The sequence below is a fragment of the Streptomyces armeniacus genome (assembly GCF_003355155.1).
In the GTDB taxonomy this organism is placed as follows: domain Bacteria; phylum Actinomycetota; class Actinomycetes; order Streptomycetales; family Streptomycetaceae; genus Streptomyces; species Streptomyces armeniacus.
The window spans coordinates 5,147,280-5,171,530 of record NZ_CP031320.1 but is presented as its reverse complement, the minus strand read 5'-3'; the positions used below and the strand labels follow the sequence as shown (position 1 = coordinate 5,171,530).

At 72.1% G+C, this 24,251-nt stretch carries 24 protein-coding genes and 1 pseudogene; 12 read left to right on the top strand and 13 right to left on the bottom strand.

Annotated features, from left to right (window positions below; genetic code table 11):
- The first annotated feature begins 87 nt into the window (after positions 1-87).
- Both DVA86_RS22585 and DVA86_RS22580 read left to right on the top strand, forming a co-directional pair.
- A complete protein-coding gene (locus tag DVA86_RS22585) occupies positions 88-1,011 on the top strand; it encodes a polysaccharide lyase family 7 protein (protein ID WP_245996978.1) in 924 nt (307 codons plus the stop codon).
- A gap of 91 nt (positions 1,012-1,102) precedes the next feature.
- A pseudogene (locus tag DVA86_RS22580) lies at positions 1,103-2,832 on the top strand (alpha-L-arabinofuranosidase C-terminal domain-containing protein).
- 21 nt (positions 2,833-2,853) lie between these two features.
- Here DVA86_RS22580 and DVA86_RS22575 read toward each other — a convergent pair.
- From DVA86_RS22575 to DVA86_RS22550, 6 genes are all read right to left on the bottom strand, one after another.
- Positions 2,854-3,084 (bottom strand): DUF6480 family protein, encoded by a 231-nt coding sequence (locus DVA86_RS22575; RefSeq protein ID WP_208880926.1) that lies wholly within the window; start codon positions 3,082-3,084, stop codon positions 2,854-2,856.
- 111 nt (positions 3,085-3,195) lie between these two features.
- Positions 3,196-4,119 (bottom strand): SDR family oxidoreductase, encoded by a 924-nt coding sequence (locus DVA86_RS22570; protein ID WP_208880925.1) that lies wholly within the window; start codon positions 4,117-4,119, stop codon positions 3,196-3,198.
- A 27-nt stretch (positions 4,120-4,146) separates the two neighbouring features.
- Positions 4,147-4,905 carry a class I SAM-dependent methyltransferase gene (locus DVA86_RS22565; protein WP_208880923.1) on the bottom strand — a complete coding sequence of 253 codons (759 nt, stop codon included), beginning with the start codon at positions 4,903-4,905 and terminating at the stop codon, positions 4,147-4,149.
- A 112-nt stretch (positions 4,906-5,017) separates the two neighbouring features.
- Positions 5,018-5,875, bottom strand: coding sequence for a class I SAM-dependent methyltransferase (locus DVA86_RS22560; RefSeq protein ID WP_208880922.1), 858 nt, complete (start codon positions 5,873-5,875; stop codon positions 5,018-5,020).
- 308 nt (positions 5,876-6,183) lie between these two features.
- The gene (gene rpmF / locus DVA86_RS22555) at positions 6,184-6,354 is read right to left on the bottom strand and encodes a 50S ribosomal protein L32 (RefSeq protein ID WP_208880921.1); all 171 of its coding nucleotides are present in this window, start codon (positions 6,352-6,354) and stop codon (positions 6,184-6,186) included.
- Between the two features lie 687 nt (positions 6,355-7,041).
- Positions 7,042-7,260: a hypothetical protein gene (locus tag DVA86_RS22550; RefSeq protein ID WP_208880919.1), complete on the bottom strand. Its 219-nt coding sequence runs from the start codon at positions 7,258-7,260 to the stop codon at positions 7,042-7,044.
- A 199-nt stretch (positions 7,261-7,459) separates the two neighbouring features.
- Between DVA86_RS22550 and DVA86_RS22545 the strand changes: the two genes are divergently transcribed.
- Entirely contained in the window at positions 7,460-8,773 is a 1,314-nt protein-coding gene (locus DVA86_RS22545) for an aminotransferase class V-fold PLP-dependent enzyme (RefSeq protein ID WP_208880918.1), read from the top strand.
- A gap of 344 nt (positions 8,774-9,117) precedes the next feature.
- Positions 9,118-9,915 carry a SpdA protein gene (locus DVA86_RS22540; RefSeq protein ID WP_222623354.1) on the top strand — a complete coding sequence of 266 codons (798 nt, stop codon included), beginning with the start codon at positions 9,118-9,120 and terminating at the stop codon, positions 9,913-9,915.
- A 249-nt stretch (positions 9,916-10,164) separates the two neighbouring features.
- Here DVA86_RS22540 and DVA86_RS22535 read toward each other — a convergent pair whose 3' ends face one another.
- Both DVA86_RS22535 and DVA86_RS22530 read right to left on the bottom strand, forming a co-directional pair.
- On the bottom strand, positions 10,165-11,439 hold the full coding sequence (locus tag DVA86_RS22535; RefSeq protein WP_208880917.1) for an MFS transporter: 1,275 nt from the start codon (positions 11,437-11,439) through the stop codon (positions 10,165-10,167).
- The gene (locus DVA86_RS22530) at positions 11,436-12,800 is read right to left on the bottom strand and encodes an MBL fold metallo-hydrolase (RefSeq protein ID WP_208880915.1); all 1,365 of its coding nucleotides are present in this window, start codon (positions 12,798-12,800) and stop codon (positions 11,436-11,438) included. Before DVA86_RS22530 ends, DVA86_RS22535 begins: the two co-directional genes overlap by 4 nt.
- Before the next feature lie 86 nt (positions 12,801-12,886).
- Between DVA86_RS22530 and DVA86_RS22525 the strand changes: the two genes are divergently transcribed.
- Genes DVA86_RS22525 through DVA86_RS22515 form a run of 3 tightly spaced genes read left to right on the top strand, consistent with a single transcriptional unit; the run spans position 12,887 to position 15,112 of the window.
- Positions 12,887-13,555 (top strand): ArsR/SmtB family transcription factor, encoded by a 669-nt coding sequence (locus tag DVA86_RS22525; RefSeq protein ID WP_208880914.1) that lies wholly within the window; start codon positions 12,887-12,889, stop codon positions 13,553-13,555.
- Positions 13,552-14,763, top strand: coding sequence for a cysteine desulfurase family protein (locus DVA86_RS22520; protein ID WP_245996975.1), 1,212 nt, complete (start codon positions 13,552-13,554; stop codon positions 14,761-14,763). Before DVA86_RS22525 ends, DVA86_RS22520 begins: the two co-directional genes overlap by 4 nt.
- Before the next feature lie 25 nt (positions 14,764-14,788).
- The gene (locus tag DVA86_RS22515; protein ID WP_208880911.1) at positions 14,789-15,112 is read left to right on the top strand and encodes a sulfurtransferase TusA family protein; all 324 of its coding nucleotides are present in this window, start codon (positions 14,789-14,791) and stop codon (positions 15,110-15,112) included.
- On the opposite strand, the gene DVA86_RS22510 is transcribed toward DVA86_RS22515, so the two are convergent.
- Positions 15,109-15,561, bottom strand: coding sequence for a MarR family winged helix-turn-helix transcriptional regulator (locus tag DVA86_RS22510; protein ID WP_222623352.1), 453 nt, complete (start codon positions 15,559-15,561; stop codon positions 15,109-15,111). The genes DVA86_RS22515 and DVA86_RS22510 overlap by 4 nt on opposite strands.
- Positions 15,562-15,639: 78 nt before the next feature.
- Here DVA86_RS22510 and DVA86_RS22505 point away from each other — a divergent pair, with 78 nt between their 5' ends.
- Both DVA86_RS22505 and DVA86_RS22500 read left to right on the top strand, forming a co-directional pair.
- Positions 15,640-16,299 (top strand): class I SAM-dependent methyltransferase, encoded by a 660-nt coding sequence (locus tag DVA86_RS22505; RefSeq protein ID WP_208880909.1) that lies wholly within the window; start codon positions 15,640-15,642, stop codon positions 16,297-16,299.
- Positions 16,296-16,718, top strand: a complete 423-nt coding sequence (locus DVA86_RS22500) for a spore germination protein GerW family protein (RefSeq protein ID WP_208880908.1) — start codon at positions 16,296-16,298, stop codon at positions 16,716-16,718. The genes DVA86_RS22505 and DVA86_RS22500 overlap by 4 nt, the downstream gene beginning before the upstream one ends.
- Before the next feature lie 59 nt (positions 16,719-16,777).
- Here DVA86_RS22500 and DVA86_RS22495 read toward each other — a convergent pair whose 3' ends face one another.
- From DVA86_RS22495 to DVA86_RS22485, 3 genes are all read right to left on the bottom strand, one after another.
- On the bottom strand, positions 16,778-17,353 hold the full coding sequence (locus DVA86_RS22495; protein ID WP_425470904.1) for an MFS transporter: 576 nt from the start codon (positions 17,351-17,353) through the stop codon (positions 16,778-16,780).
- 51 nt (positions 17,354-17,404) lie between these two features.
- Positions 17,405-18,625, bottom strand: a complete 1,221-nt coding sequence (locus DVA86_RS22490; protein WP_245996974.1) for an FUSC family protein — start codon at positions 18,623-18,625, stop codon at positions 17,405-17,407.
- Between the two features lie 327 nt (positions 18,626-18,952).
- Positions 18,953-19,744 carry a class I SAM-dependent methyltransferase gene (locus DVA86_RS22485; protein WP_208885014.1) on the bottom strand — a complete coding sequence of 264 codons (792 nt, stop codon included), beginning with the start codon at positions 19,742-19,744 and terminating at the stop codon, positions 18,953-18,955.
- Between the two features lie 170 nt (positions 19,745-19,914).
- Here DVA86_RS22485 and DVA86_RS22480 point away from each other — a divergent pair, with 170 nt between their 5' ends.
- Complete coding sequence (locus tag DVA86_RS22480) at positions 19,915-20,508, top strand: TetR/AcrR family transcriptional regulator (RefSeq protein ID WP_208880905.1); 594 nt, start codon at positions 19,915-19,917, stop codon at positions 20,506-20,508.
- A gap of 47 nt (positions 20,509-20,555) precedes the next feature.
- On the opposite strand, the gene DVA86_RS22475 is transcribed toward DVA86_RS22480, so the two are convergent.
- Entirely contained in the window at positions 20,556-21,893 is a 1,338-nt protein-coding gene (locus DVA86_RS22475; protein WP_208880904.1) for an MFS transporter, read from the bottom strand.
- A gap of 56 nt (positions 21,894-21,949) precedes the next feature.
- On the opposite strand from DVA86_RS22475, the gene DVA86_RS22470 reads away from it, so the two are divergent.
- Both DVA86_RS22470 and DVA86_RS22465 read left to right on the top strand, forming a co-directional pair.
- On the top strand, positions 21,950-22,534 hold the full coding sequence (locus DVA86_RS22470; protein WP_245996972.1) for a CGNR zinc finger domain-containing protein: 585 nt from the start codon (positions 21,950-21,952) through the stop codon (positions 22,532-22,534).
- Positions 22,535-22,904: 370 nt separating this feature from the next.
- A complete protein-coding gene (locus DVA86_RS22465; RefSeq protein WP_208880902.1) occupies positions 22,905-24,188 on the top strand; it encodes a YeeE/YedE family protein in 1,284 nt (427 codons plus the stop codon).
- Positions 24,189-24,251 lie beyond the last annotated feature (63 nt).

Here is a 24,251-nt window from a genome sequence, read left to right as displayed (position 1 = left end):
CAGTCACCTCCGACTCGCCGCGGGCTGCCGGCCGCGCTTCATGCCGGGCCCGGGCGCACTCGTCTTGCGACTACGGAGGTCACCCCTGTGACAGACACCGGCTCTCCCACCGGCACTTCGGCCGACTCGCCGACCCGCACCGGCACTTCGGCCGGCACCGGCTCTTCCCGCTCCGGCCGCCCGCGCAGGCGCGGACGGCTGGCCCTGGCGGCAGCCCTCCCCGCCGCCGCGGTACTCACGGCGCTCGCTGCCCCGGCGTACGTACAGGCCGCCGACCCGCAGAACGGCCCCACCGCCACCGCCGCCACCTCGGACGAGGGCGGGGGCAAGGGCAAGGGCCGCGCCGAGCTGCCGTCCGAAGTGCTGGACCTCGGCAACTGGAAGCTGACACTGCCCGTCGGCGGGGACGAGGACCCCACCGAGATCGTCCAGCCCGAACTCGACGGCTACTCCAAGGACCCCTACTTCACGACCGCCGAATCCGGCGAAGCGGTCCGGTTCCGCGCCCCCGTCAACGGCGTGACCACCGGCGGTTCGAGCTATCCCCGTACGGAACTGCGGGAGATGGAGAGCGACGGCGAGGACGAGATCGAGTGGTCCTCGACCTCCGGCAGGCACACCCTGGAGGTCCGCGAGGCCTTCACGCACCTGCCCGAGGACAAGCCGCACGTCGTCGGCGCCCAGATCCACGGCGGCGACGACGACGTCACCGTCCTGCGCCTGGAGGGCACGAAGCTCTACATCACCGAGGGCGACACCGCCCACCACCACCTGATCACCGACGACTACGAACTCGGCACGGTCTTCGAGCTCAAGTACGTGGTGGAGGAGGGTGAGATCAAGGTGTACTTCAACGGCGAACTCGAGGCCACCCTCGACCACTCCGACTCCAGCAACTACTTCAAGACCGGCGCCTACACCCAGGCGAACTGCGAGAACTCCTCGCCGTGCGACGACGGCAACTACGGCGAGGTCGAGGTCCACGACGTGAGCGTGACGCACGAGGACTGACGGCCCGTCCGAACACGGGGCGGGCGCTTCCCGCTCGCACGCGAGCCGCGGTCCGGCAACGACAGCTGGGCCGCGGCTCGCGCGTGCGTCCCTGATCCCCCTCCCCGCCACCGCCGCGAGCGGGGATCCGGCCCCGGCACCCGCCGCCGACTACTCGCTCACCGTCGATCCGTCCCGCACCGGCGCGGAGATCGACGACAGCATGTACGGCGTCTTCTTCGAGGACATCAACCGCGCCGCAGACGGCGGCCTGTACGCCGAACTCGTCCAGAACCGCTCCTTCGAGTACGACCGCGCCGACAACGACTCCTACACGCCCATGACCGCCTGGACCCCGACCGCTGACGGGGGCGCCACGGGCACCGCCGAGGTCGTGGACGACAGCGGCCGGCTGGACGAGCGCAACCGGCGCTATCAGCGGCTGAAACGAGCGCGGCCGGACGGCTGGCAGTGACCGCGCAGGGCGCCGGTACGGTCCGGCTCGACATGGTCTCCCTGTTCCCGGGGGAGACGTACAAGGGCCGCCCCAACGGGCTCCGCAAGGACCTCGCGGAGAAGATCGCCGCGCTGAATCCCGGCTTCGTACGGTTCCCCGGCGGCTGTCTGGTCAACACCGGAAGCCACGAGGCGTACGAGGCGCCGGACTACGAGCGGCGCCGCTCGTACCAGTGGAAGGACACCGTCGGCCCGGTGGAGAAGCGCGCCACGAACGCCAACTTCTGGGGCTACAACCAGTCCTACGGCCTCGGCTACTACGAGTACTTCCAGTTCGCCGAGGACGTCGGCGCGATGCCGCTGCCCGTCGTGCCCGCACTGGTCACCGGATGCGGTGAGAACAAGGCGACCGACGACCCCGAGCTCCTCCGGCGGCACATCCAGGACACCCTCGATCTGATCGAGTTCGCCAACGGCCCGGCGTCGTCACCCTGGGGCGCGAAGCGGGCGGAGATGGGGCACCCGGAGCCGTTCGGCATGACCCACCTCGCGGTCGGCAACGAGGAGAACCTCCCCGACGAGTTCTTCGAGCGCTTCACCGAGTTCCGCGAGGCGATCGAGGCCGAGCACCCCGACATCACGGTCATCAGCAACTCCGGGCCCGACGACAGCGGCGAGACCTTCGACCGCGCCTGGGAGCTGAACCGACAGGCGGGCGTCGACATGGTCGACGAGCACTACTACAACAGCCCGCAGTGGTTCCTGGAGAACAACGGGCGCTACGACTCGTACGACCGCGAAGGCCCGAAGGTCTTCCTCGGCGAGTACGCCTCCCAGGACAACCGCTTCTCCAACGCGCTGGCCGAAGCGGCGTACATGACGGGCCTCGAACGGAACGCGGACGTCGTCAAGCTGGCGTCCTACGCCCCGCTGCTCGCCAGTGTGGACTCCGTGCAGTGGCGGCCCGACATGATCTGGTTCGACAGCGAGAAGTCGTGGGGCTCGACCAGTTACGAGATGCAGAAGCTGTTCATGACCAACGTCGGCGATCAGGTCGTGCCCAGCGAGACCTCCGGCACGCCCGCCGAGCCGTTCCGCCAGGTGGTCACCCGGGACGAGGCCACGGGCGATCTCATCGTCAAGGCCGTCAACGCCCAGGACACCCCCGCCCGTACGCGGATCGACCTCGGCCGGGAGACGGACATCGAGCCGGTCGCCGACCTGACCACGCTCGAGGGCGACCCGGACGCGGTCAACACCGGCACCAACCGGCCGATCCAGCCGCGCACATCGACGTTCGACGGCGTCGACAACACCTTCACGTACACCTTCCCGGCCCACTCCGCCACGTTCATGCGGATCAAGACCGGGCCGGCCCGACCGTGACGTACCGGACCGCGCCCGGCCTCACAGCAGGACGATCCAGGCGAGGAAGTAGATCACGAAGAAGGCGACCAGGATGCCGAGGGCGATCAACGGCCCTTTGCCCCAGCCCTTGGCCGGGTTGTGCGAATCCTCGGGGCCCGCCCAGGGCGTGCTGCCCTCTGCGGGCGGTGTCTCACCAGGGGGGACCTGGCCACCGGTCTCGAGTCCCGGTGTCCGGTCGGGGTCGGGGTCGGCGCCCGGTGGGTCGTTCATACGGTCCGGGTCGGCCGGGGACGGCGGTTCAAACACCTTCCGTCCGGCCGGTTCGGGGGCGTCGGCTCAGTCGCGCCCGGGCGGTTCCTCCCCACCACCGTGGTACGTGGCTTACCGCGTGTTCGTGAGGCCGCCGGTCACCGCGATGACTTCGCCGGTCGTGAAGCTGGCATCGGCGTCCGAAGCCAGGTACACGTACGCCGGGGCGACCTCCTCCGGCTGTGCGGGACGCGACTCCGACGCCTCGCTCCCCACGTGCGCGAGACCCTCCTGCGGCATGTGCTGGTCCGCCACGTTGAGGACGGTCCACGTCGGGCCGGGAGCGACCACGTTGGCGCGGATGCCCCTGTCGGCCAGATCCGGCGCGATCGACTTCGTGAACGTGATGAGCGCGGCCTTGGAAGCGGCGTAGTCGATCATCGTGGTGCTGCCCTTGAGCCCTTCCTCGGAGGCGGTGGCGATGATGGAGTCGCCTTCGTCGAGATGGGGCAGCGCCGCCACCACGAGGTGGAAGTACGCGTACACGTTGATCTTGAACGTACGGTCCCAGTCCGCCGCCGTCAGCTGCGAAAGCTCCAGCTTGCTGTTGAGGTACGCGGCGTTGTTGACGAGCACGTTCAGCCCGCCGAGTTCCCGCACCGTCCTGTCGACGGCCTCCTGGCAGAAGTCCTCGTCGTACAGGTCGCCGGGCAGCAGCAGACACGTGCGTCCTGCCGCCTCGACGGCCCGCCGGGTCTCCTCCGCGTCGGGCTGCCCGTACGGGAGGTACACGATGGCGACGTCGGCGCCTTCCCGGGCGTAGAGCAGGGCGACGGCCCGCCCGATCCCGGAATCACCGCCGGTGATGAGCGCCACCTTGCCGGTCAGCTTGCCCGCCGGCTTGTAGTTCTCCGCCCGATAGCGCGGGCGGGGTTCCATGTCCCGCTCGAGGCCTGGTGGCTGCTGCTTCTGCTTCTGGAAGGGCGGCGACGGCTCCGTCTCGACTTGAGGGGGTGCTTCCGCGTCCGCGGCGTGCGACCCGTCCTGCTGTGGCATGTCCGGTCCCTTCTCACGCGTACCAGGTCAGGGGCCGGGTTCCATGCCTGCGTGCCGATAACCACCCCCGGCGCGGGCGATGACGAGGTCTCCTTCGATACGTACTGTGGCTGCCCCTGCCTGGGTGAGCTCGGCGGCCAGGTTCGCGGCGGATACGGTCCACCAGTCGTATGCGGTGGTTGTGCGGGCGATTTCGGTGTTGCCGTCGAGGGTGCGGTAGGTCATGGTCCAGCGCACCTGGTCCGGGCCGGTCGGTACCGCGCGGCCGGTGCCCTCGTACCGCAGCCGCCCGACCGTCACACCGAAGGGCGGGGTCCGGGGCACTTCCACGGCGGTCTCAGGCGGCTGAACGTTGAACACCACGGGCGCGCCCGGTGCGAGCCGTGGCATCAGTGCCGAGAACAGGCCGCGCCGAGGGGCCGGGGCCAGGTGTCCGATCATGTGCATGCCGGTGACGGCGGCGATCCGCTCGGGCAGCGGCAACTGGGCGGCGCCGCGGGGGAAGACGGTGACGCGGTCGGCGTCCTCGCGAGCGCTGAGCCGGGCGAGCAGGACCGCACGCAGGTGCGCGGACGGCTCCGCAACGAGCACGGGGGCAGGAGGGAGGGTGTCGAGCAGGATGTCCGTACCCAGCCCGGTGCCGGCCCCGAACTCGACCACGGTGCCCGAGCCGGGGTCCGCGTCGGCCAGGGCCGCGGTGAGTCTGCCGGCCAGTCCGGTCCACATCGGCGCGCTGAGCAGGTGCAGATACTCCGCCGACGGCGAGTATTCCAGGTAGTCGGTCATGGGTGCCTTTCCGTCGGTCGGCGGGTCCGGACGGTCCGTTCGGCGGTCCGGTGTCCGAGCGGAGGTCGTGGCGCGGCCCGCGTCATCGAGGCCGCCGTCAACGTGGCTCGTGTCATCGTGGCTCGCGGGCTTCGGCTCCGCGGAGTTCGTAGAGGCTGAGGCGGTAGCCGTCGATCTTCTCGGGCACGGTCTCCGCCGCCATCCGCAGCCACGCGCGCCGTGAGGGGGAGAACCCGGCGAGGAGTTCTTCCGGCAGCTGGGCGAGGCTGCGGCTCTCCTCGAGCCGTACGCCGGGGGCCCATCCCTCGAGCTCGCGCGGGTCGTCGCAGGCCCAGTCGAACCGCGCTGCCATGAGGCTCACCACGTCGTGGCCGTCCTGGTCGGCGACGGTCGCGGAGGTGTTGCTGTCGGTCGCCAGGCGGGAGCCGGGGAAGCGGCGGGTCAGCTCGCCGATGAGCCGGCGCACTTGGTCCTCGGCGAGGTACGGCAGGACTGCCTCGATGGCGAAGAACCACGGTCCGGGCAGCTGGGCCGCCCGCTCCATCCAGGCGGTGTCGAGTACGGAGGCGGCCAGCATCTGCCGGCGGGGTTCCTCGTCCTCGTGGAAGAAGCGGCGGCGCAGTGCGATGGCGTCGGGCAGGTCGAGGTCGATCCAGTGCACGTGCCCGTTGTCGACGCGTTCGAAGCGGGTGTTGAGACCGGCGCCGACCTCGACGACGGTGCCGTCCGGGTGCCGGGTGAGGAAGCCCCGTACCCAGTGGTCGAAGAGCAGGGTGCGCGCGCAGGCGCCCAGCAGGCTGGGCTTGCCGTCGAAGCCCGAGAAGTCGTAGTCGATGGCCTCCACCATGGCCACGGCGGCCGGGTCGTCCAGCAGGCCTTCCGGGTCGCGGGTCTCCACGGCCCTGCCGTAGAGCGTGATGAGCAGCGTCTCCTCGACGGTGCCCAGCTTCGGACGGTGCGCGGCGGTCATGGTGGAGTCTCCTTTGCCGGGCCCCCGTTTGAGGGGGTGGTGACGGATGAGATCAGGCGCTCTTCGCAGGTGCCGTGAGGGCTCCCGCGAACTCGTGCTCGCAGGGTTCCTCGACGCCGTGGGCGTCCCAGGGCGGGAACGGGTCGGTGAGCGGAAGGTCCACAGGCGCTCCGGGTGGAACAGTCCGGTCCCGGGTACGTCGGCCGGGTTCACGTGCCCGTGCGGTGCGTCCAGGAGCCGGGCGGTCGGCCGGAGAGTGCGGTCACCGGCAGCGGCCGGCTGATGGTCGGGGCAGTGTCCGGCACGTGTCAGTCCTCGGGGTGCAGCAGCCCGCGTTCGTACGCCTTGACCAGGCGCTGGGGCACGAGGTGTGTGGTGCCCCGCACGGTGACGGGGACGAGTTGGGACGTCTGCGCCTTCCACTGGGCGCGGCGGTGACGGGTGTTGCTGCGGGACATCTTCCGTTTGGGAACAGCCATGGCGCCTCTCCTGGGTGGGATGGTGGCATGAGGTTATATGAAAATGACGACCATTACCATCTAGTCCGGATGTCCGACCCTGGGCCGGGCGTCATCCACCGGTGGAGGAGTCCGGCGGGGGAGCGGCGTCCATATACGGGTTCGGCGGGGCCGCGCGGTGACCCACGTGTCGCTGGGGTGCGGCGGCGCTGTGCATCCGTACGGTGACCGTCCGGGAGTCCGCTGCGCAGCACGCGATCACGATGCGCGCCAGGCTCCAGGACCGGGGGTCGCCGCTCGGTGTGACGAGCCCCGTCGTCCGTACGGGGCGGCCGCGGAGGGTGCGCCTTTCCTGCTGCCCGGCGCGCACGCGGAACTCGGTGAGAGAGCCTGCATGTTGGGCCTCACAGCAGCCAGAAACGGCAGCGCCTGCACCACGATGGACACGCCACTGTCTGCCAGGCACGGAATCCCGGGTGCGTGAGCAACGTCCTGGCCAAGGAGGTGAGTTCCAGCACCGTGGCCACCACTGCCGCCGCCACGGCGGCCGTTGTCGCCACGGCCGTCGGGGGTCTTACGGCGCGGCGGCCCCGCCCGGCGTCGCCGACCGCCCCGCTGCACCGCGACCCCGGCGCCGGGCACGTACGGGTCATGCTCGCCCGTCACGGTGCGACCGGGCCGGCGAGGCAGCCCGGCAGGCAGCGCGGCTCAGGGCAGCGCGAGGCCGTCCAGCGTGCCCTGCTTCGCCTCGTCGACGAGCGCGGCGAACTGCTCACGGCTCATCTGCACGCGCTGGCCGAAGTCGTCGGTCAGGAGGATGCGCCGGTCCGCGGGTGCCGCGGGGTCGACGAAGAGTTGCGGGCATCCGCAGTTGCACTGCCCGCAGAACGTGGCCACCGGCTCCAGACCATGGTGCTCCGCTGTCATCAGGATCGCCTCCAGACCGAAAGACGCCGTGGACGCCTCCGGGGACGCGCCGCGACGGGGGACTGGAAGAGGCATACCCGCTTCCCGCGCCCGCGGCACACACCCGTACGGGCTGTCAGGGCCATGGCGCCGCCCTGAGGCGGCTGGGAGTATCTCGGGCACATGACGTCGGTACGCAGTCTCCGAAAGGGAGTTCGCAATGGACCGCCGCTTCTTCACCACGTCCGCCGCAGGTGCCGCGTTCGCAGCGGCCGTCTGGGGCCAGACGCCCGCAGCCGCGCACACTGCCACGCACACCGCCGGGGACACCGGTGCGGACGCAGACATGCCGACGGGTATACGGGATCTGCCCGCGCTGTGGGACGTGGACCGTTCGGTGGCCAACCTGGAGAACGCCTACTGGGGTGTCATGCCCCGGTCGATCGAGCGTGAGTATCTCGAGCAGACCCGGTTCCTGAACCGGCGCAACGTGCTCTTCGTACGCGACGGGATCCCGGGGAACGAGCGCACGGAGGCCATGGACCAGGTACGCGCCGAGGTGGCGAGGCTGATGGCCGCGCCGAAGGAGGAGTTCGTCCTCACGCGCAACGGCACCGAGGCGATGCAGAACCTGATCATGCAGTACGGACGGCTCCAGCCGGGCGACTCGGTCATGTACGCGGACCTCGACTACGACGAGATGCAGCAGGCGATGGAATCGCTGCGGCACCACCGCGGCGCGAACGTCATCACGTTCGCGATACCGGAGCCGGCCACCACGGCGAACATCCTCGCCGCCTACGAGGAGCAGCTGCGGAAGGCCCCGGCGGGCCTGAAGCTGCTGCTGGTCACGCACATGTCGAACCGCACCGGCATCGTCATGCCGGTGCGCGAGATCGTGGAAATGGCCCGGGCGCGCGGCGTCGACACGCTCGTGGACGCCACCCAGACGATCGGGCACATCGACTTCACGCTGCCCGACATGAATGCGGACTTCGTCGGCTTCTCGTTGCACAAGTGGCTGTGCGCACCGCTGGGAACCGGCGCGATCTGGATCCGTGGATCGCGGCTGCGGGACATCGAGACCTGCATGGGAAACACGCTGGTCCCGGCCGACGACACGCGTTCGCGTGCCAGCGCCGGCACCGTCAACTTCGCCGCGGCGCTGACCGTGCCCAAGGCCATCGCGTTCCACGAACGTATCGGCGGCAGGGCCAAGCAGGAGCATCTGCAGGGGCTGCGGAACCACTGGGTCGAACGCGCGCGGGACATCAAGGGCCTGCAGATCCTCACGCCGGACGACCCGGAGCGCCATGGCGCGGTGACGAGCTTCCGGCTGCCTGCCATGAAGGACTACGCCCAGGCGCAGAGGATGGCGAAGATCCTCCTCGAAAAGCACCGCGTCCTGACCGTGGCACGCAAGGGCATCGCGCGGGGTAGCGCGGTACGGGTGACCCCGACCCTCTACAACACGCGCGCCGAACTGGACCGCCTCGTCAAGGCGTTGCACAAGGAGGCCGCCGCGTTCCGCTGACGCCCTGGCCGCATCCGGCCCACGCGCCGACGGGAGGCGGCCGAGCGCACAGGGGCGGAGCGCTTCCCCGGCGGAGGCTCAGAGTGGGGCGGGTGGGACTCGAACCCACGGCCGACGGATTATGAGTCCCGAGGAGACCGTCCAGGAGGATGAGCCGTGATCCTGTTTGGGCGATTTAGTCCTGCCTTGAGTCAGCATTCCGTCCAGTACGCGGAGCCTGGGACAGGCTGGTCCACGGGCGTCCGCTCCCGCATTGCTCCCGCATTCCGCGACAACGTGATGACGGGCGCTGCGGCGACGCAGACGGCTCATACCGAGCCCCCGAAACAGAAGGGGGCCTTCTGATGGCGGGCACCGATCCGAAGCCCGCTCCGGGCTGTCCCGCCAGCTCGCTCGAACGGGAGGTCACGGTTCGTGGTGTCACTCTCGTCATGGCTCTGGTCGTCGGTCTGACGTTCCTGTTCGGATTTGGGAATGTGTGGGCGCTGGCGCTGCGGTTGCATGTTCCGCCGTGGGTTGCGCCGTTGGTGGCTCCTGCGGTGGATCTGTCTGTGTTAGGGCTGTTGCTGGGTACGCGGTATCTCGCAGTGCATGGCGCGTCTCCGGAGCTGCTCCGCCCGGCGCGCCGGCTCCTGGTGTTCTCCGGCTTGGTGACGTTGGCGTTGAACGTGACGGATCCTTTGCTCGCCGGGGAGCGTGGAAAGGCCGCTTTCGACGCAGTCGGGCCGCTGCTGCTGATCGGCTGGGCAGAGGTGGGCCCGGGGCTGCTCCAGGCCATCAGCAGCACGGGTCCACAGGAGGCAGCAGGTTCCGTGGTTTTGGAGGCTGGTCAGCGCCCTCGGGCGGGGGTGGAGGAGGTGGCCCCGCGGTGGGCGGAGGACGCTGGCAGCGACGGCGAATCTGACGTCTCTGTTTCCGGTGAGGGCGCTCGGCACATCAAATCTCGATCCGGCGAGGAGGTGCTGCTGGAACGGGCTTATGAGGAGGATGCTCGGCACCGGGAGGCATATCAACGCCCGATCTCCGCGGAGACGTTGCGCAAGCGGCTGCATGTGGGGGCGGCTAGATCCCGGACGCTGGTAGCCATGATTCGCTCGACCAACAGCGATGCTCCGCACGCATCACGCCTACGACCCGAGTGACTGCACCGGGCCGAAAGCCTCGGGTACGTACAACTGCCCATAGTTCCCAGCCGACTCGACAACTGAGCTGAGCAGTAGGCTCACCACTTTTTGCTTGGCGTGTCCGGCGTTCGGGAAGGTCCCGCTGGGACCGATGGCGAGCCTGCCTGCGGACTACGTATCCATGGCGAGACGTCCGCAAAGGTCGGGTGGTGCTGGCCGAGTTGGTCGTGTCGATCACGGCGCTGGTGGTCGGACCCTTGGTACCGCTCACTGATCAGCGCGTGGGTGTGTCTCGTACATGCGTACCGCGACCAGCAGCCCGGAGGCGGCGGTGAGGGCGGCGACCGCCCAGATGGCGGTGGTGAGGCTGTAGGCGTCGGCGAGGGCTCCGGCGAGGAGGGCCCCGACGGCGAAGCCTCCGTCGCGCCACAGGCGGTAGACGCCCACGGCGCGGGCGCGCCAGGCGGGATGGGCGACGTCGCCGACGACGGCGAGCAGGGTGGGGTAGACCAGGGCGGTGCCGACGCCGAGGAGAACCTGGGCGGTGGCCCAGACGCTGAAGGTGGAGCCCGCCGCGACGAGGGCGATGGCCGCTGCCTGCAGCAGCATCCCCGCGGTGATGAGGTGCTTGCGGCCGATGTGGTCGGACCACCAGCCGGTGAGCATCTGCCCGGCGCCCCAGACGGCCGGGTAGAGCGCGGCGAGGACGCCGATCTGGGCGATGGACAGGCTGTGGGCGGCGAAGAGCAGAGGGAAGATGCCCCAGGCGAGGGCGTCGTTGAGGTTGTTGACCATGCCGGCCTGGCTGGCGGCGGACAGGGCCCTGTCGCTGAGGCTGGTGAGCCGTGCGATCTGCGCGGTGGTCAGCTCCCCGTCGTTCTCGCTGCCCGCCGGAGTGACGTGGCGGGCGGCTTCGAAACGGGCGTGGTCACGGGTCTCATGGACGGCGAGGGTGGACAGGCCCAGAGCCAGGACGACGTAGGCGGCCCCCAGCAGGAACGGCTCGGGCCGGAGCCCCGCATGCTCGGCGATGGCGCCGGTGGCCATGGCGGTGGCGGCGACGGCGATGTAGCCGGCGGCCTCGTTGAACCCCATGGCCAGGCCGCGCCGTTCGGGGCCGACCAGGTCGATCTTCATGATGACGGTGGTGGACCAGGTCAGGCCCTGGTTGATGCCGAGCAGGACGTTCGCGGCGATGATCCAGCCCCAGGTCGGGCCCCAGGCGAGCATCGCGGGCACGGGCAGGGCGACAAGCCATCCGGCGATCAGGACCGGCTTGCGGCCGAAGCGGTCCGACCAGGTGCCGGCGAAGAAGTTGGTGACTGCCTTGGTGGAGCCGAAGGCCAGGATGTAGGTGAGGGCGGAGGTGTAGGCGGAGAGGTGGAAGACGTCCTCGGCCAGCAGCGGCAGGACGGTGCGTTCCTGACCGAGCATGCCTCCGACCAGCGCGTTGACGGCGACCAGCAGGCTGAACTGGGCGAGATTGGCGCGCAGTCCGAGGCGTATGCCGCGGGAGTCCGCGGTGGTACGGGCGTTGGTCACGCACCCTCCTGCAGGGGGCGTGACGTGGCCTTGGCCCAGTCGGCGGGTCCGCCGTCGAGGACTGCGAGATCGCTGTGGCCGGCGCGCTGGAGGAGGCTGGCGGCGGTCATGGCACGTTCGCCGTGGCCGCAGGCGACGACTGCGCCCTGCGGCGCGTCGTTGGAACGGGCGGTGAGGTCGCCGAGTTCGATGTGGGCGGCGCCGGGGATGTGGGCGGCGGTGTGCTCGGCCCGCTGACGGACGTCGAGGACCGGGCGGTCGGCGAGCCGGTCGGCGGCGACGAGTTCGACGCTTTCCTGGGTTCCGCCACCCGCGTTCCAGGCGGCCATGCCGCCCGCGAGGTGGCCGGCCAGACGTTCGTACCCGATCTTCAGGGCCTGCCAGGTGAGTTCAGCCAGATCCTGGCCGGGCGCGGTGACGATCACGAGCGGGGTGTTCTCGGGCAGCAACCAGCCCAGCCAGGTGGCGAACTGATCGCGCAGCGGGATGGAGATCGCGCCGGGGATGTGGCCTGCGGCGAAGTCCGCGATCGGGCGGACGTCGAGGATCTGGGCGCCCTGCCCGAGCAGTTCGCGGACCTGGTCGCTGGTCAGTGCGGGGAGTACGGGGGCGGAGCCGAGGACGGCGGGGCCGCGCCGGTTGATCTCGCTCAGCCGGTCGAAGTAGGCGGGGTAGGAGCCGAGGCTGCCGAGCAGCTCCCGGACGAAGGTGTCCTCGTCCGGGGCGGCGAGCAACGCGTTTGCCTGCTTCTGCGCGGCGATGGTGGTGGTGCGCTCCGCGCCCGGCGGGGCGGAGCAGAAGGAACCGGCGCCGTGGGTGGGCCACACGGCGGTGGCGTCCGGCAGTTCGGCCAGCCGCCGCAGTGAGCGGTACTGGGCGCGGGCCAGTTCCTCGGCGCGGTCGGCGCCGAGCAGGTCGGTGCGGGCGGCGGAGCCGACGATCAGCGATCCGCCGGTGAACACGCCGAGTTCGCGGGGGCCGTCCGTCAGGAGGAAGGACAGGTGCTCGTCGGTGTGGCCTGGGGTGGCCAGGGCACGCAGGGTCAGCCCGCCCAGATCCGTCTCGTCGCCGTCGGCGAGCGCGGTGTGCTCGAAGGCGCGGTGTCCGGCGGCGGAGGCGAGCACCGTGGCGCCGTCGTCGTGTGCGAGCTGCACGGCTCCGGAGAGGAAGTCGGCATGCAGGTGAGTGTCGGCGGCGTACGCGACGGTCAGTCCGCGTCGGTCGGCCGCCGCACGCAGGGCGCGCAGATCGCGGCTCGCGTCCACGGCCAGGGCGCGGCCGTCGCCGAGGTCGACGAGGTAAGCGCTGTTGCCCAGCCCTTCGTCGACCAGCGGTACCAGGTGGTCGTCGGCGAAGCTCATCAGGTCCTCCAGGTGTCACGGTGGATGCCGGGTCGCTTCAGCTCCCTGCCCTAGCTACAATATTCCATGGAATGATGGAGGAAGCCATGGGAGACCCTGCGCGCAAAGCCGCGCTGTACGACGCCTTCGCCCGCACCGGCAAGGCGCTGAGCAGCGGAAAGCGCTTGGAACTGCTCGATCTGCTGGCCCAGGGGGAGCGCACCGTGGACGCGCTCGCCAAGGCGGCCGGGCTGAATCTGACCACCGCCTCGGCCCATCTGCAGACGCTCAAGCAAGCCGGGCTCGTGGCGACCCGCCGCGACGGCGTGCGCATCCACTACCGGCTGGCCGGCGACGACGTCGCCGCCCTGTACGCCCTGCTGCGCCAGGTCGCCCACATACACCAGGCGGGGGTGGAGCCCGCCCGCACCGCCTACCTCGGTGCCGACGAGGCGGAAGAGGTTGACCGTGAAGCGCTGCGGACCCGTGCCGAGGCGGGTGAGGTCGTCGTCCTCGATGTCCGACCGGCCGAGGAGTACGCCGCTGGGCACATCCCGGGTGCCCTGTCCATCCCGGTGGAGGAACTCGCCGAGCGCATCACCGAGTTGCCGCAGGACACGGAGGTGGTGGCGTACTGCCGGGGCGCCTACTGCGTCCTGGCCTACGACGCGGTGCGGCTGCTGCAGGAGCGGGGCCGCAGGGCGGTCCGGCTGACCGACGGAATGCTGGAATGGCGGCTGGCCGACTTCCCGGTCGCTGCGGACGCCGCCGCGTGACCACCCCGCACCCCGGGCTCCGGGGCGATCCCGTGTACCTGGACTACAACGCCACGACCCCCGTGGATCCACGGGTCGTCGAGGCGATGGTCCCGTATCTGGCGGACTGGTTCGGCAACCCCTCCAGCGGCCACGCCTACGCCACCGAGCCCAGGACGGCCCTGGCCCGTGCCCGTGCGCGGGTGGCAGCGCTGATCGGCGCGGACGCCGGGGAGATCGTGTTCACCGGCTCCGGATCCGAGGCGGACAACCTCGCCCTGCGCGGCGTGGTCCTGGCCGCCGGGAACGACCGGCCCCATGTGATCACCCAGGTCACCGAACACCCCGCGGTCCTGGAAACCTGCCGGGCGCTGGAACGGCTGCACGGCGCCGAGGTGACGTACCTCCCGGTCGACCGCGATGGCCTGGTCGACCCGGCGGTGCTGGCCGCAGCGCTGACCGAACGCACCGTGCTGGTCTCGGTCATGGCCGCCAACAACGAGACCGGCGCCCTCCAGCCCGTCGCCGCCCTGGCCCGCATCACCCGCGCCCACGGGGCGCTCCTCCACTGCGACGCCGCCCAGACCGCGGGGAAAATCCCGCTGGACGTACGCGAGTTGGGTGTGGACCTGCTGACGGTCGTCGGGCACAAGATGTACGCGCCCAAGGGCATCGCCGCCCTGTACGTACGCGACGGAACCCGCCTCGAACCGCTCGTCTACGGCGGCGGGCAGGAGCACGGGCTGCGGGCCGGCACCGAGAACGCCGCCCTCGCCGTCGCGCTCGGCAAGGCCGCGCAGTTGGCCGAAGACGACCTCGCCGCCGGCGGCAACCACCGCATCGCCGCGCTGCGCGATGACCTCCACCAGCGTCTGGCCGCCGCCCTGCCCGGCCGGGTGCGCCTCAACGGTCCCCGCGAGGCACGGCTGCCGAACACCCTGAACGTCAGCATCGACCACTGCCGCGGCCACGAACTTCTCCACGCCGTGCCGGAGGTGGCGGCGTCGACCGGCTCGGCCTGCCACAGCGGCGAGCACACCCCCTCGCCGGTGCTCACGGCGATGGGCCTGCCACCGGAGCGGGCCCTGAGCGCGCTACGGCTGTCGCTGGGCCGCTGGAACACACCGGAGGAGATCGATACAGCGACCCGCCTGATCGGGAGGGCTGCCGCCGGGGGAGAGCGGGACAGTGGGCCAGCCAGCCCGGGCCCCCGTGAGCGCCCGCAGTGAACGAAGCGCCGTCGACAGGAGAAACATGACAGGCGAACACCCTGCGTCGCGCCCCGGCTTGTCCACCCGCTGCGCGCCGGATCTGGTGGTCGACGGTGGGGAACTGCTCTGCGTCCAGCTGCTGTTGGTGCTGCGTCGTGCGATCGACGGCGCGCCCGCGGGGACCGTGGTCCACGTGCTCGCCAGCGACCCGGCAGCCCCGCTGGACCTGCCCGCCTGGTGCCACATGACCGGCCACGACTACCTCGGCCCCGTACCCGGTGCCGACCGGGCGGCGTACGCGCTGCGGCTGACCACCGCCTCGGTGGTCACCCTGCCCGGTGCTCCCTGGCACCGGGCGGAGCCCTAACCCTCGCCGGGATCGGCGGCCCGCAGCTGCTCGATCACCGTTTCCAGCCCAGCCGTGAAGGCGGCGAGCTGTCCCGGAGGCATACCGTCGAACAGCACGGCGGCCAGTTCATCCCGGCCGCCGCGCAGCGCCTCGGTGACCTGGCGTCCCCTGCCTGTGAGGGCGACCAGGGTCGCGCGCCGGTCGGTGGGATGGGCCGTGCGCGCCACCAGCCCGTCCGCTTGGAGCGCGTCCAGGAGCCCGGTGACGTTGCGGGGCGTGACCCCCAGCTGCCCGGCCAGCGCCCGTTGCGTCATCGGCCCGTCGTGGAACAGCGCCCACAGCACGCCCGCGCGGGCCGTCGTCAGCCCGCGCTCGGCGACTCCGCGCTGCATCATCGAACCGAGCACCTCGGCGAGTTCGAAGAGCCGGTCCAGCGAAACCCTGGCGGTCTCGGGTCCCTCCGGCATATCGTGAAGTGACTTCACTATGTAGTACCTCCGTCAATCAGGGTAGCGCCATCGTGCTGCCGGAGGGAGACCGTCCCCATGACCCAGCGGACCAAGCAGCATCCACTCTTCGCCCGCTTCTACGCGGGGTTCGCCGGTCCGGCCCTGGAGAAGGCGGGCATCACCGAGCACCGCCGCCGCCTGCTGGCCGCCCTGTCCGGCGAGGTCGTCGAGATCGGCGCGGGCAACGGACTGAACTTCCCGTACTACCCACCCGAAGTGCAGCGCCTGGTGGCCGTCGAGCCGGAGCCACGCCTGCGGGCCCTGGCCGAACGGCAGGCCCACGCTGCCTCCGTCCCGGCGGAGCTGATCGACGGCCGCGGCGAGCAACTCCCGTTCCCTGACGGCTCGTTCGACGCCGCCGTGGCGTGTCTGACCCTGTGCTCGGTGGCCGACCCGCACGCCGCCCTCGCCGAGCTGTACCGCATCCTGCGGCCGGGCGGCCAGCTGCGGTTCTTCGAGCACGTGCGGGCCGACTCGTCTGCGATGCGCCGCGTCCAGCGTGTCCTGGACGCCACCGTCTGGCCGCTGCTGAACGGCGGCTGCCACACCGGCCGCGACACTCAACAGGCCATCGCCGTCGCCGGGTTCACCCTTACCGGCATCGACCGGTTTGCCTTCCCGGAGAGCCGCATCCCCTTGCCGGCCGCCACCCACCTCCTCGGTACCGCCGTACGACCCGCGGGAGACACCCCATGACCGCCGCAGAAGACGCGGAACGGCCCGTCCCGCTCAAGGACATGAGCGCGGCGAACGCATCCGCCACCTTGCTGGAGCGCCTGGCCGACAAGCTCGGCGCCCAGGCCTCCGCGGCGGCCGTCTACGGCGAGCCGGTGGTCCGCGACGGTGTCACCGTCATCCCCGTTGCCCGGGTCGGCTTCGGCTTCGGCGGCGGCGCGGGCCGCGAGGTCGGCCCAGCCAAGACAGGCGAAGGCGGCGGGGGAGGCGGCGGAGCCGAGGCCCGACCCCTCGGGTTCATCGAGATCAGGGACGGCATAGCCACCTACAAGCCCATCCGCGACCCGTGGGCGGACGTCGTCATCCCGCTCGCCGCCCTCCTGCTGGGAACCGCGGCACCGAAGGCCTTCCGAGCCATCGCACGGCTCCAGCGACGCTGAGCCCCGGACCGCTGAGCCGATCCGACGGGGCACGTAACCCGGCCCGGGGTGGTGTGCGGTTAAACCGATTCTGCCGATGGGCGTGGCGTGTTTGTCCCGAGGGAGAGGAGGGCCGCGGTCAGGGAGAGGGCTGCGAGGAGAAGGAAGAGGGCGGGGTAGCCGCCGAGGGGGCCGGCCAGGGCTGCGCCGGTGAAGGGGACGAGGCTGGTGGCGACGGTGACGGGTGCGGCGAGCAGCGCGGACAGACGTCCGTACTGACCGGTGCCCCAGCGGTCGGCGACGGCGGTGGCCTGGAGGAGGGTGAGGTTGCCGCGGACGACGCCCGCGAGGACGGCGAGGACGACCAGGAACGGGATGGGGCCGGGAACAAGGCCGAGAAGTGCGGTGGTGGCGGCGCCCGCCGTGATGAGGGCCATCGTGCGGGTGGTGACAGAGGTGCGGCGGGCGAGTGCGGCGTAGAGCGTACGGCCGAGGGTCTGTCCGGCTCCGCCGAGGCCGAGGGCCCAGGCCGCGGTGGTGGCGTCGGCGCCGCGTGCGTGCATCAGCGGGACCAGTCCGATGACCACGGCGAAGGACGCGAACCCGGAGAGGGTCAGGGCGACGGCGAGGAGGAAGAAGGGGCGGGTGCGGGCCACCGGCCGTTGGCCCTGTCCCCTATACACATCTGCGGGGAGCGGGGCGGGGCGTCAGCCTTTCGGTTCGGGCTCGCCGAGTGCGCGCCGCAGCACGCGGCACGTGTGCTCGAACTCCTCCGTCAGCCGCGACGCCTCGACCAGCAGGATGCCGTACGGGCGCCCCGTCTCGGTCAGCGGCAGCGACTCCCGCGCCGCACATCCGGAGACCTCGTCGCGGCACTCGCCGGCCTCCTCGGTGAGCGCGCACAGGTTCCGCGTCAGCTCCGCCAGATGGTCCTGGTCGAGCTCCGCGAACTCCTGCGTGATGGCGTCCAGCCGGGCGAGGAACTCGCTGTAGCAGCGCAGGAACTCGCGGTCGTGCGGGTCGGCGCCGCCGCTGTTCCGCTGCCACTGGTGCAGGCTGCGTACGAGGGAGGCCAGCTGGTGCGTGACCCGTTCCAGCGCCTGCTGCAGGCCCTCGTACCCCTCGAAGCCGTTGTGCCCCCGATTCCGGGGCAGCTTCTGGCGCGGGTTGTAGAAGAGACTCTCGCGCGCCGTGCCGACGGCCGCCCGCGCCTGCCTCGCCGTTGAGTCCAGACCCTCCACCCTGGACAGCCACGCGCTCGTACACCCGTCGTCCAGCACGTCCTCCTCGCGCAGCACGGGATGCATGTCAGCGAGGAGGTTCTGCAGCTCACCGGCGAGATCCCGGAGCGCGCGCTCGGCGCCGCGGTGCCGCATCGGCGGCAGGACGAGCAGGTTCACCACGACGCCCACGGCGGAACCCACCAGCACCAGCGAGACCAGCGTGCCGAGCTGCGTCATGCGGGAGTCGGTGTTCGACGCGGCCACGTACGTGGAGAAGGCGAAGAACGCGGCCGTGGCCACCTGGCTGCCCTGCGCGCCCAGCCGCCGCCACTGGCCGATGGTCAGCGCCGCCAGGGCCACCAGCGCGAACGCCGCCGGCCCCGTGCCGGCCAGCAGCCCGAACACGCCCTGCAGCGCAACACCCACCGTGACGGCGCCGACGTGGGCCAGGGACTGCACCAGGGAGCGGTAGACGGTGGCCTGCATCATCCACACCGCCGAGAAGGGGGCGAAGGCGGGTGACGTCGCGTTCATGAACTCGTAGGCGATGACCCACGAGATGGTGGCCGCCAGCGCGCTCTTGACGACCATCTCCGCGCTGTCGCGCTCCCGGCCGCTCGTGGTGACGGCGCGCCGCCACCACTCCCGTGTGCGCTCCAGCGCGTGGTCGGCGGCCTCCGGCTCACCGGACATCTGACGTGCCACCGCCTGTTCCTTTCGCCGAGTCGCCGAGTCGCCGAGTTCCGCCGAGCGGTCCGGTCTGCCGTTCGCCCGCCCTCCCTGTTCGTCCCGTACCCGGGTGACCCCTCCGGGTGGGTACATGCATCGGCCTTCACGCGCCCCCTTTCCGCGGCCACCTCCAGTCCGTCCGGCGTTTGAGGACGGCCGTAACCACCTCCAGTCCGTCCGGCGTTTGAGGACGGCCGTTGGCCACGGCGTAGGTGCGGTGGGTCTTGGGCGTGTTGGCCCACTGGCTGGCGGTGGCCGCCCGGGTTCGTCCTCAATCGCCGGACGGGCTTGATTGGGTGGCGGTCATCGGACACGCGGCCCAGCAGTCCGCACAGCGGTGAGCGTCACCGTCGCGTACCGCATCGTGAACGCCCCACCCACCGCGTCGATCGCCGCCCCCACTCCCGCCAGCACCTCGTCCAACTGCCCCCGCGTAAGCCGGGCATGGCCCCCGTGGGTCGGGAGCTGGTCCAGCCACTCGTCGCGTGTGTACCGGCGCTCCCAGTCGTGTCGCCACCGTTCCGGCTCCCCGAACGCGCCGCCCGCCTGCCGTATCCCGTCGGCCACCTTCGTGAGCAGCGTCGTGTAGCCGTCGAGTACGGGTGCCGCCCAGGCGTTGTACGGCAGGTCCGGCAGGACACGGCGGTAGACGTCGGCGAAGGCCGCCGCCAGTTCCTGCGCGGGGTCGAACACGTTCCAGAACAGGGCCAGCCGGCCGCCGGGCCGCAGCACCCGTGCCGCCTTGGCCGCGCCCGCGACCGGGTCCACCCAGTGCCACGTCTGGCCGGCGGCGACCGCGTCGAACGTACGGCCCGCCGGGTCCCACTCCTCGAACGCCGCGACCTCCGTCTCGAGCCCGCCGCGGCGCGCGAACGCGGCCATCCGCGGGTCCGCGTCGACCCCGAGCACCCGGCAGCCGTACGCCTGGAACTGCCGGGCGGAGATGCCCGTACCGCAGCCGACGTCGAGGACGTCCAGGGCAGCAAGGCCGTCGCGTCCGCCCCCGGCCGCGGCGATCCGCGCCACCAGCGCGTCGGGGTAACGGGGCCGGGTGCGGTCGTAGCGTGCGGCGTCCGAGCCGAACGACTCGGCCATCTCGCGGTGTTGATGCGGGGCCGGAGCCGAAGCAGGGGCTGGGTCGGGGCGCGGCCCGGCCCCGGAGGGACGGGCGCCGTCCGACGGTAGAGTGGGCATGTGCCCACCGTAGTGGGCACATGCCCACTCGACAACCGGGCGGGCCACGGCAAGGGAAGGCGAGGACGTACGTGCCGACAGGTGTGGCCATCCGCGACGCGCGCGAGCAGCTCTTCGGCGCCGCCGAACGCGTCCTGCTGCGCGACGGGCCGAGCGCGCTCACCAGCCGGGCCGTCACGACGGAGGCGGGCTGCGCGAAGGGCGTCCTGCACCGGCACTTCGCGGACTTCGACGCGTTCCTCGCCGAACTCGTACGCGACCGGACCGCCCGCGTGGAGGACCAGGCCGCCGAGCTGCGCGAGGCCGCCGGTACCGGCACCGTCGCGGGGAACCTCACCGTGGCGCTGACCGGCCTGTTCGGGTCGGTTGCCGTCGCCGTCGTCGGGCTCGTCATTTCGCGCGACGGGCTGCGCGCGCGGCTGCGCGAGTCCGGGTCGGCCGGTATCCCGCTGCTGACGGAGGCCACTGCGATGATCGCCGCGTATCTCGACGCCGAACGCGAGCGGGGCCGTATCGCCGCCGACACCGACACCGGCGCGCTTGCCCCCGCGCTGATCGGCTCCGGGCACCTGCTGTTCGCCGACCGCAAGGGCGCGCCGCCGGAACCCGGCGCCGTGGAGAAGGTGGTGACGTCGGTCATCGCAGGCGCCGTACGGGAGCCGTGAGCCACGACCCCCATACGGCGGTGGTCACGTCCGCCTCGTCACCTGCGTCACCTGCGCCGCCGCCCGGAGCGACCCGTACGAGCCTCCGCCGCGTCGCGCGATGCTCTTGCCGAACGGGGTCTGGTCCACGCCCGGCGGGCCGGACCGCCGGTGGCGGGGACCGCGAAGTAGGCGGTCGCCGCGAGGAGTTGGACGCCCGCGGCCGCCGCCAGGGCGCCCGGCAGTGACCAGGTGGCGAGCGGGCCCGCGGCCGCCGCGCCCAGCGCGAAGCCGCTGATCTTCAGGCTGGCGCCCGTGGTGAAGATCTGGCCGCGCAGGCGTTCCGGCGCCTCCGCGTGCCGCACCGTGAACAGCGCGGTCAGCTGGGGCCCTTCGCCGAGTCCGGCGAGGAGGGCGGCCGCGACGAGCACGGCGGGCAGGCCGCCCGCAGCCTGGACCGCCAGCGCGGCCAGCGCGGCGGCCTGGACGAGGGTGCTCGTCCAGAGGACCGTGTCCGCGGTGAACGCGGCCGGGAACCGTGCCAGCACGGCGTTCGCCGTCAGGGCCGACACCGCGACACAGGAGAGCAGCATCGCGCCGTGACCCGCCCCGCCGAGGGCCCGTTCGCCCAGCAGCGGGGTGCATGCGACGAGCATGCCCTGACCCGTACAGGAGACCACCGAGGTGAGGGTCGCGCGGGCCAGCCGCGGGCGCCGTACGATGCACCGCGCCCCGGCGGCGAGGTCACCGGCCACGGAGCCGCCGTGCCCGCGTACGGGGCTGTGCCCCCGTACGCGGGCACGGCGGCTCCGTACGGGCGTGGGCCCCCGTGCGACGGCGGGCTCGGGACGTACCGGAAGTCGCCACGCCGCCGGCAGCGCCAGCCCGATCAGCACGACGGAGGCCACCACCGCCGCCGGTGCCCCGAGGAGTTCGGCCGCGGCGCCGGCGAGGGCCGGCCCGGCCAGGCTCGCCGTGCTGAACGTCATCGCGTCGAGCGCGTTCGCACGCGGCAGCCGCTCCCGCCGTACGACGCGCGGCAGTTGGGCCGTCCAGCCGCCCGACAGCGCCGGGCCCAGCAGGCCGGTGACGACGGCGATCAGGACGGTGACGGTGAACGGGAGACGGCCCAGACCCAGCAGGATCACCGTCAGGCCCAGCGCGTAGAGGGCGAGCGCGCCCGCCAGCAGCCTGCCCGGCCGTGCCGCCCGGTCCAGGAGCGCGCCCAGTACGGGGCCGCCGACCGCCGCCGCGAGGGTGATGCCCGCGAGCAGCGCCGACGCCTCGGTGGCCGAGCCGGTGAGCGCGAACGCGGCCAGCATCAGCGCCGGCCCGGACATGTCGTCGCCTGCGCGCGCGGCCCCGGCCCCGGCGAGACAGGTGCCCAGCGAGTAACGCTTCTCCATGGGCGGGACGTTACGGACGTAACTCAAAACTGCGCAATAAGCGTTACACTGGCGCCGTGTCCACCACCGACGACTGGTCCACCCGGCACTCCGTGCTGGCCACGGCGCGGCGCACAGCCGCACTCGTCAACGTCCTCAGCGGCGACGACCCGGACCGCCCCGGGCCCGCCGAGGTCGCACACGTCACGGACGTCCTGCGCGCGTACGGCGAGACGGGCCCGCTCGACCTCACCGCCCGCGACGTCGCCGAGATGCGTACGGGCGCCGCCCTGCTCCGCGAGGTCTTCGCCGCGCACGACGCCGACGCAGCCGCCGCCGTCCTGAACCGGCTGCTGCGCGCCCACACCGGGCAGTTGCGCCTCACCTCGCACGAGGGCCGTACGCCCTGGCACCCGCACCTCGACACGGACGACGACGCGGCCTGGGACGAGTGGTTCCTCGCCTCGTCCTGCATGGCGCTGACGGTCCTTGTCTGGGACCACCAGCGCCCGCCCGGCGGTGTCTGTGCCTCGCCCGGCTGCCGGAACGTCTTCCTCACGCAGGGCAGCGGCCCCGAACGCCGCTACTGCTCACGCCGCTGCGCGACCCGCGAACGCGTCGCGGCCCACCGCCGCGCCCGCTCCGCCGGACGGGGCCGCTGAGCCCCGGTGCCGCACCGGTCCCGGGGCCGCTGAGCCCGACGGGCGGGCACGGAGTGTCCGGCCGTTGAGATGCCCGTACCGGCAGCCGGGCACCGGCGCTATCCTCGTCGCCATGTCCGCACCCAAGTCCCCGCTGCGTCTCGCGCTCTTCGCGAACTCGGTCTGGTGCGTCGACGACATCCTCTGTCGTAGCTGAGCCCCCGCGCGGCCCGTACGCGTACGCCCCGCCCGCGCACGTACGGGTGTGCCGCGCCGTGCCGCACGCCCCGGCGCATCCGTCGTACGCCACCCCGCCAGCCACGCCCCAGCCCCGATCCCCGCGCCCGCGCGCCCCGCGCCGCCCCGGCGCCATGACCCCACCGGAGACCCCGTGACCGCCACCGCTCCGCCCGCCGGCGGGCCCAAGCCCGCCGCCGTACTGCTCGCCCCGTCCCCGACCTCCGCCCCCAGCCCGCCGCCCGAGCCCGCGCCCCGTGTGCGTACGGTGCCGCTCGCCGTGTCCGGCGTGCTGGCCGCCGCGCTGACCGCGTACGTGTGGGCCACGCACGGCGCGCGGCCCGGCGTACTGCTCCTGCTGGGCCTCGGCCTGGGCGTGGCACTCTTCCACTCGCGCTTCGGATTCACCTCCGCCTGGCGGCAGTTGATCGCCGTCGGCAACGGCAGCGGCCTGCGCGCGCACGCCCTCCTGCTGGGCACGACCGCGACGCTGTTCGCGCTCGTCATCGGCACCGGCACCGGGCTGTTCGGCTCCACGCCCGTGCCGTCCGCCGGGCCGCTCGGGACGGGGCTGCTGGCGGGCGCGTTCCTGTTCGCCGTCGGCATGCAGATAGGCGGGGCCTGCGCCTCCGGCACGCTGTTCGCGGTCGGCTCCGGGCAGACCTCGATCGTGCTGACGCTCGGCGGGTTCATCATCGGATCGACGCTCGCCGCCTGGCAGTTCGACCTCTGGAAGGACCTCCCCGCGCTGGACCCCGTGGTGCTCTCCGACCACGTCGGCTGGTTCGGCTCGTGGGCGGTCACCCTCGCCGTACTGGGCCTGATCGTCCTGGGCACCCGCCTCGTACAGGCCCGGCGCAACCCGCCGCCCGTCGGCACCCCGCCCAGCGCCGCCGGTGCGGCCCGCGTGCTGCGCGGCTCCTGGCCGCTGGCGGCCGGCGCGCTCGCGCTGGCGCTGCTCGGCGCCGGGGTGCTGCTGGTGTCCGGCGGCGCCTGGGGCGTCACCAGCGCGTTCAGCCTGTGGGGCTCGCGGGCCGTGGACGCGCTCGGCGGCGACCCGGCGGGCTGGACGTTCTGGCAGCAGCCGGGCAACGCGGAGATGTTCCAGGGAGCCGTCCTCAGCGACAAGACCAGCCTCACCGACATCGGCATCATGCTCGGCGCCGCCGTCGCCGCCTCGCTGGGCGGCGTCTGGACGCTGCACCGCCGGGTCCCCGGGCGTACGGCCGTCGCCGCCGTCCTCGGCGGGGTGTTCATGGGGGTGGGCGCGCGGCTGGCCGGCGGCTGCAACATCGGCGCGTACCTCGCGGGCATCGCCTCCGGCAGCCTCCACGGCTGGATCTGGGGCGCCACCGCCCTGCTCGGCACCTGGGCCGGTCTCCGGCTGCGCCCCCTGTTCGGGCTCGGCAATCCCAAGCCGGGCGACGGCGTCTGCTGACGACGGTCCCCGCGGGCGGTTAGTTCCGTACGGGAGCGGGAAACCCGGGCGGCGAGCGGGGCG

Bases quoted from the DNA above. Each gene is read 5' to 3' on its own strand.
- DVA86_RS22575 (WP_208880926.1), bottom strand. From the start codon at position 3,084: ATGAACGACCCACCGGGCGCCGACCCCGACCCCGACCGGACACCGGGA.
- DVA86_RS22570 (WP_208880925.1), bottom strand. From the start codon at position 4,119: ATGCCACAGCAGGACGGGTCGCACGCCGCGGACGCGGAAGCACCCCCT.
- DVA86_RS22565 (WP_208880923.1), bottom strand. From the start codon at position 4,905: ATGACCGACTACCTGGAATACTCGCCGTCGGCGGAGTATCTGCACCTG.
- DVA86_RS22560 (WP_208880922.1), bottom strand. From the start codon at position 5,875: ATGACCGCCGCGCACCGTCCGAAGCTGGGCACCGTCGAGGAGACGCTG.
- rpmF (WP_208880921.1), bottom strand. From the start codon at position 6,354: ATGGCTGTTCCCAAACGGAAGATGTCCCGCAGCAACACCCGTCACCGC.
- DVA86_RS22550 (WP_208880919.1), bottom strand. From the start codon at position 7,260: ATGACAGCGGAGCACCATGGTCTGGAGCCGGTGGCCACGTTCTGCGGG.
- DVA86_RS22545 (WP_208880918.1), top strand. From the start codon at position 7,460: ATGGACCGCCGCTTCTTCACCACGTCCGCCGCAGGTGCCGCGTTCGCA.
- DVA86_RS22540 (WP_222623354.1), top strand. From the start codon at position 9,118: ATGGCGGGCACCGATCCGAAGCCCGCTCCGGGCTGTCCCGCCAGCTCG.
- DVA86_RS22530 (WP_208880915.1), bottom strand. From the start codon at position 12,800: ATGAGCTTCGCCGACGACCACCTGGTACCGCTGGTCGACGAAGGGCTG.
- DVA86_RS22525 (WP_208880914.1), top strand. From the start codon at position 12,887: ATGGGAGACCCTGCGCGCAAAGCCGCGCTGTACGACGCCTTCGCCCGC.
- DVA86_RS22515 (WP_208880911.1), top strand. From the start codon at position 14,789: ATGACAGGCGAACACCCTGCGTCGCGCCCCGGCTTGTCCACCCGCTGC.
- DVA86_RS22510 (WP_222623352.1), bottom strand. From the start codon at position 15,561: ATGCCGGAGGGACCCGAGACCGCCAGGGTTTCGCTGGACCGGCTCTTC.
- DVA86_RS22505 (WP_208880909.1), top strand. From the start codon at position 15,640: ATGACCCAGCGGACCAAGCAGCATCCACTCTTCGCCCGCTTCTACGCG.
- DVA86_RS22500 (WP_208880908.1), top strand. From the start codon at position 16,296: ATGACCGCCGCAGAAGACGCGGAACGGCCCGTCCCGCTCAAGGACATG.
- DVA86_RS22485 (WP_208885014.1), bottom strand. From the start codon at position 19,744: ATGGCCGAGTCGTTCGGCTCGGACGCCGCACGCTACGACCGCACCCGG.
- DVA86_RS22475 (WP_208880904.1), bottom strand. From the start codon at position 21,893: ATGGAGAAGCGTTACTCGCTGGGCACCTGTCTCGCCGGGGCCGGGGCC.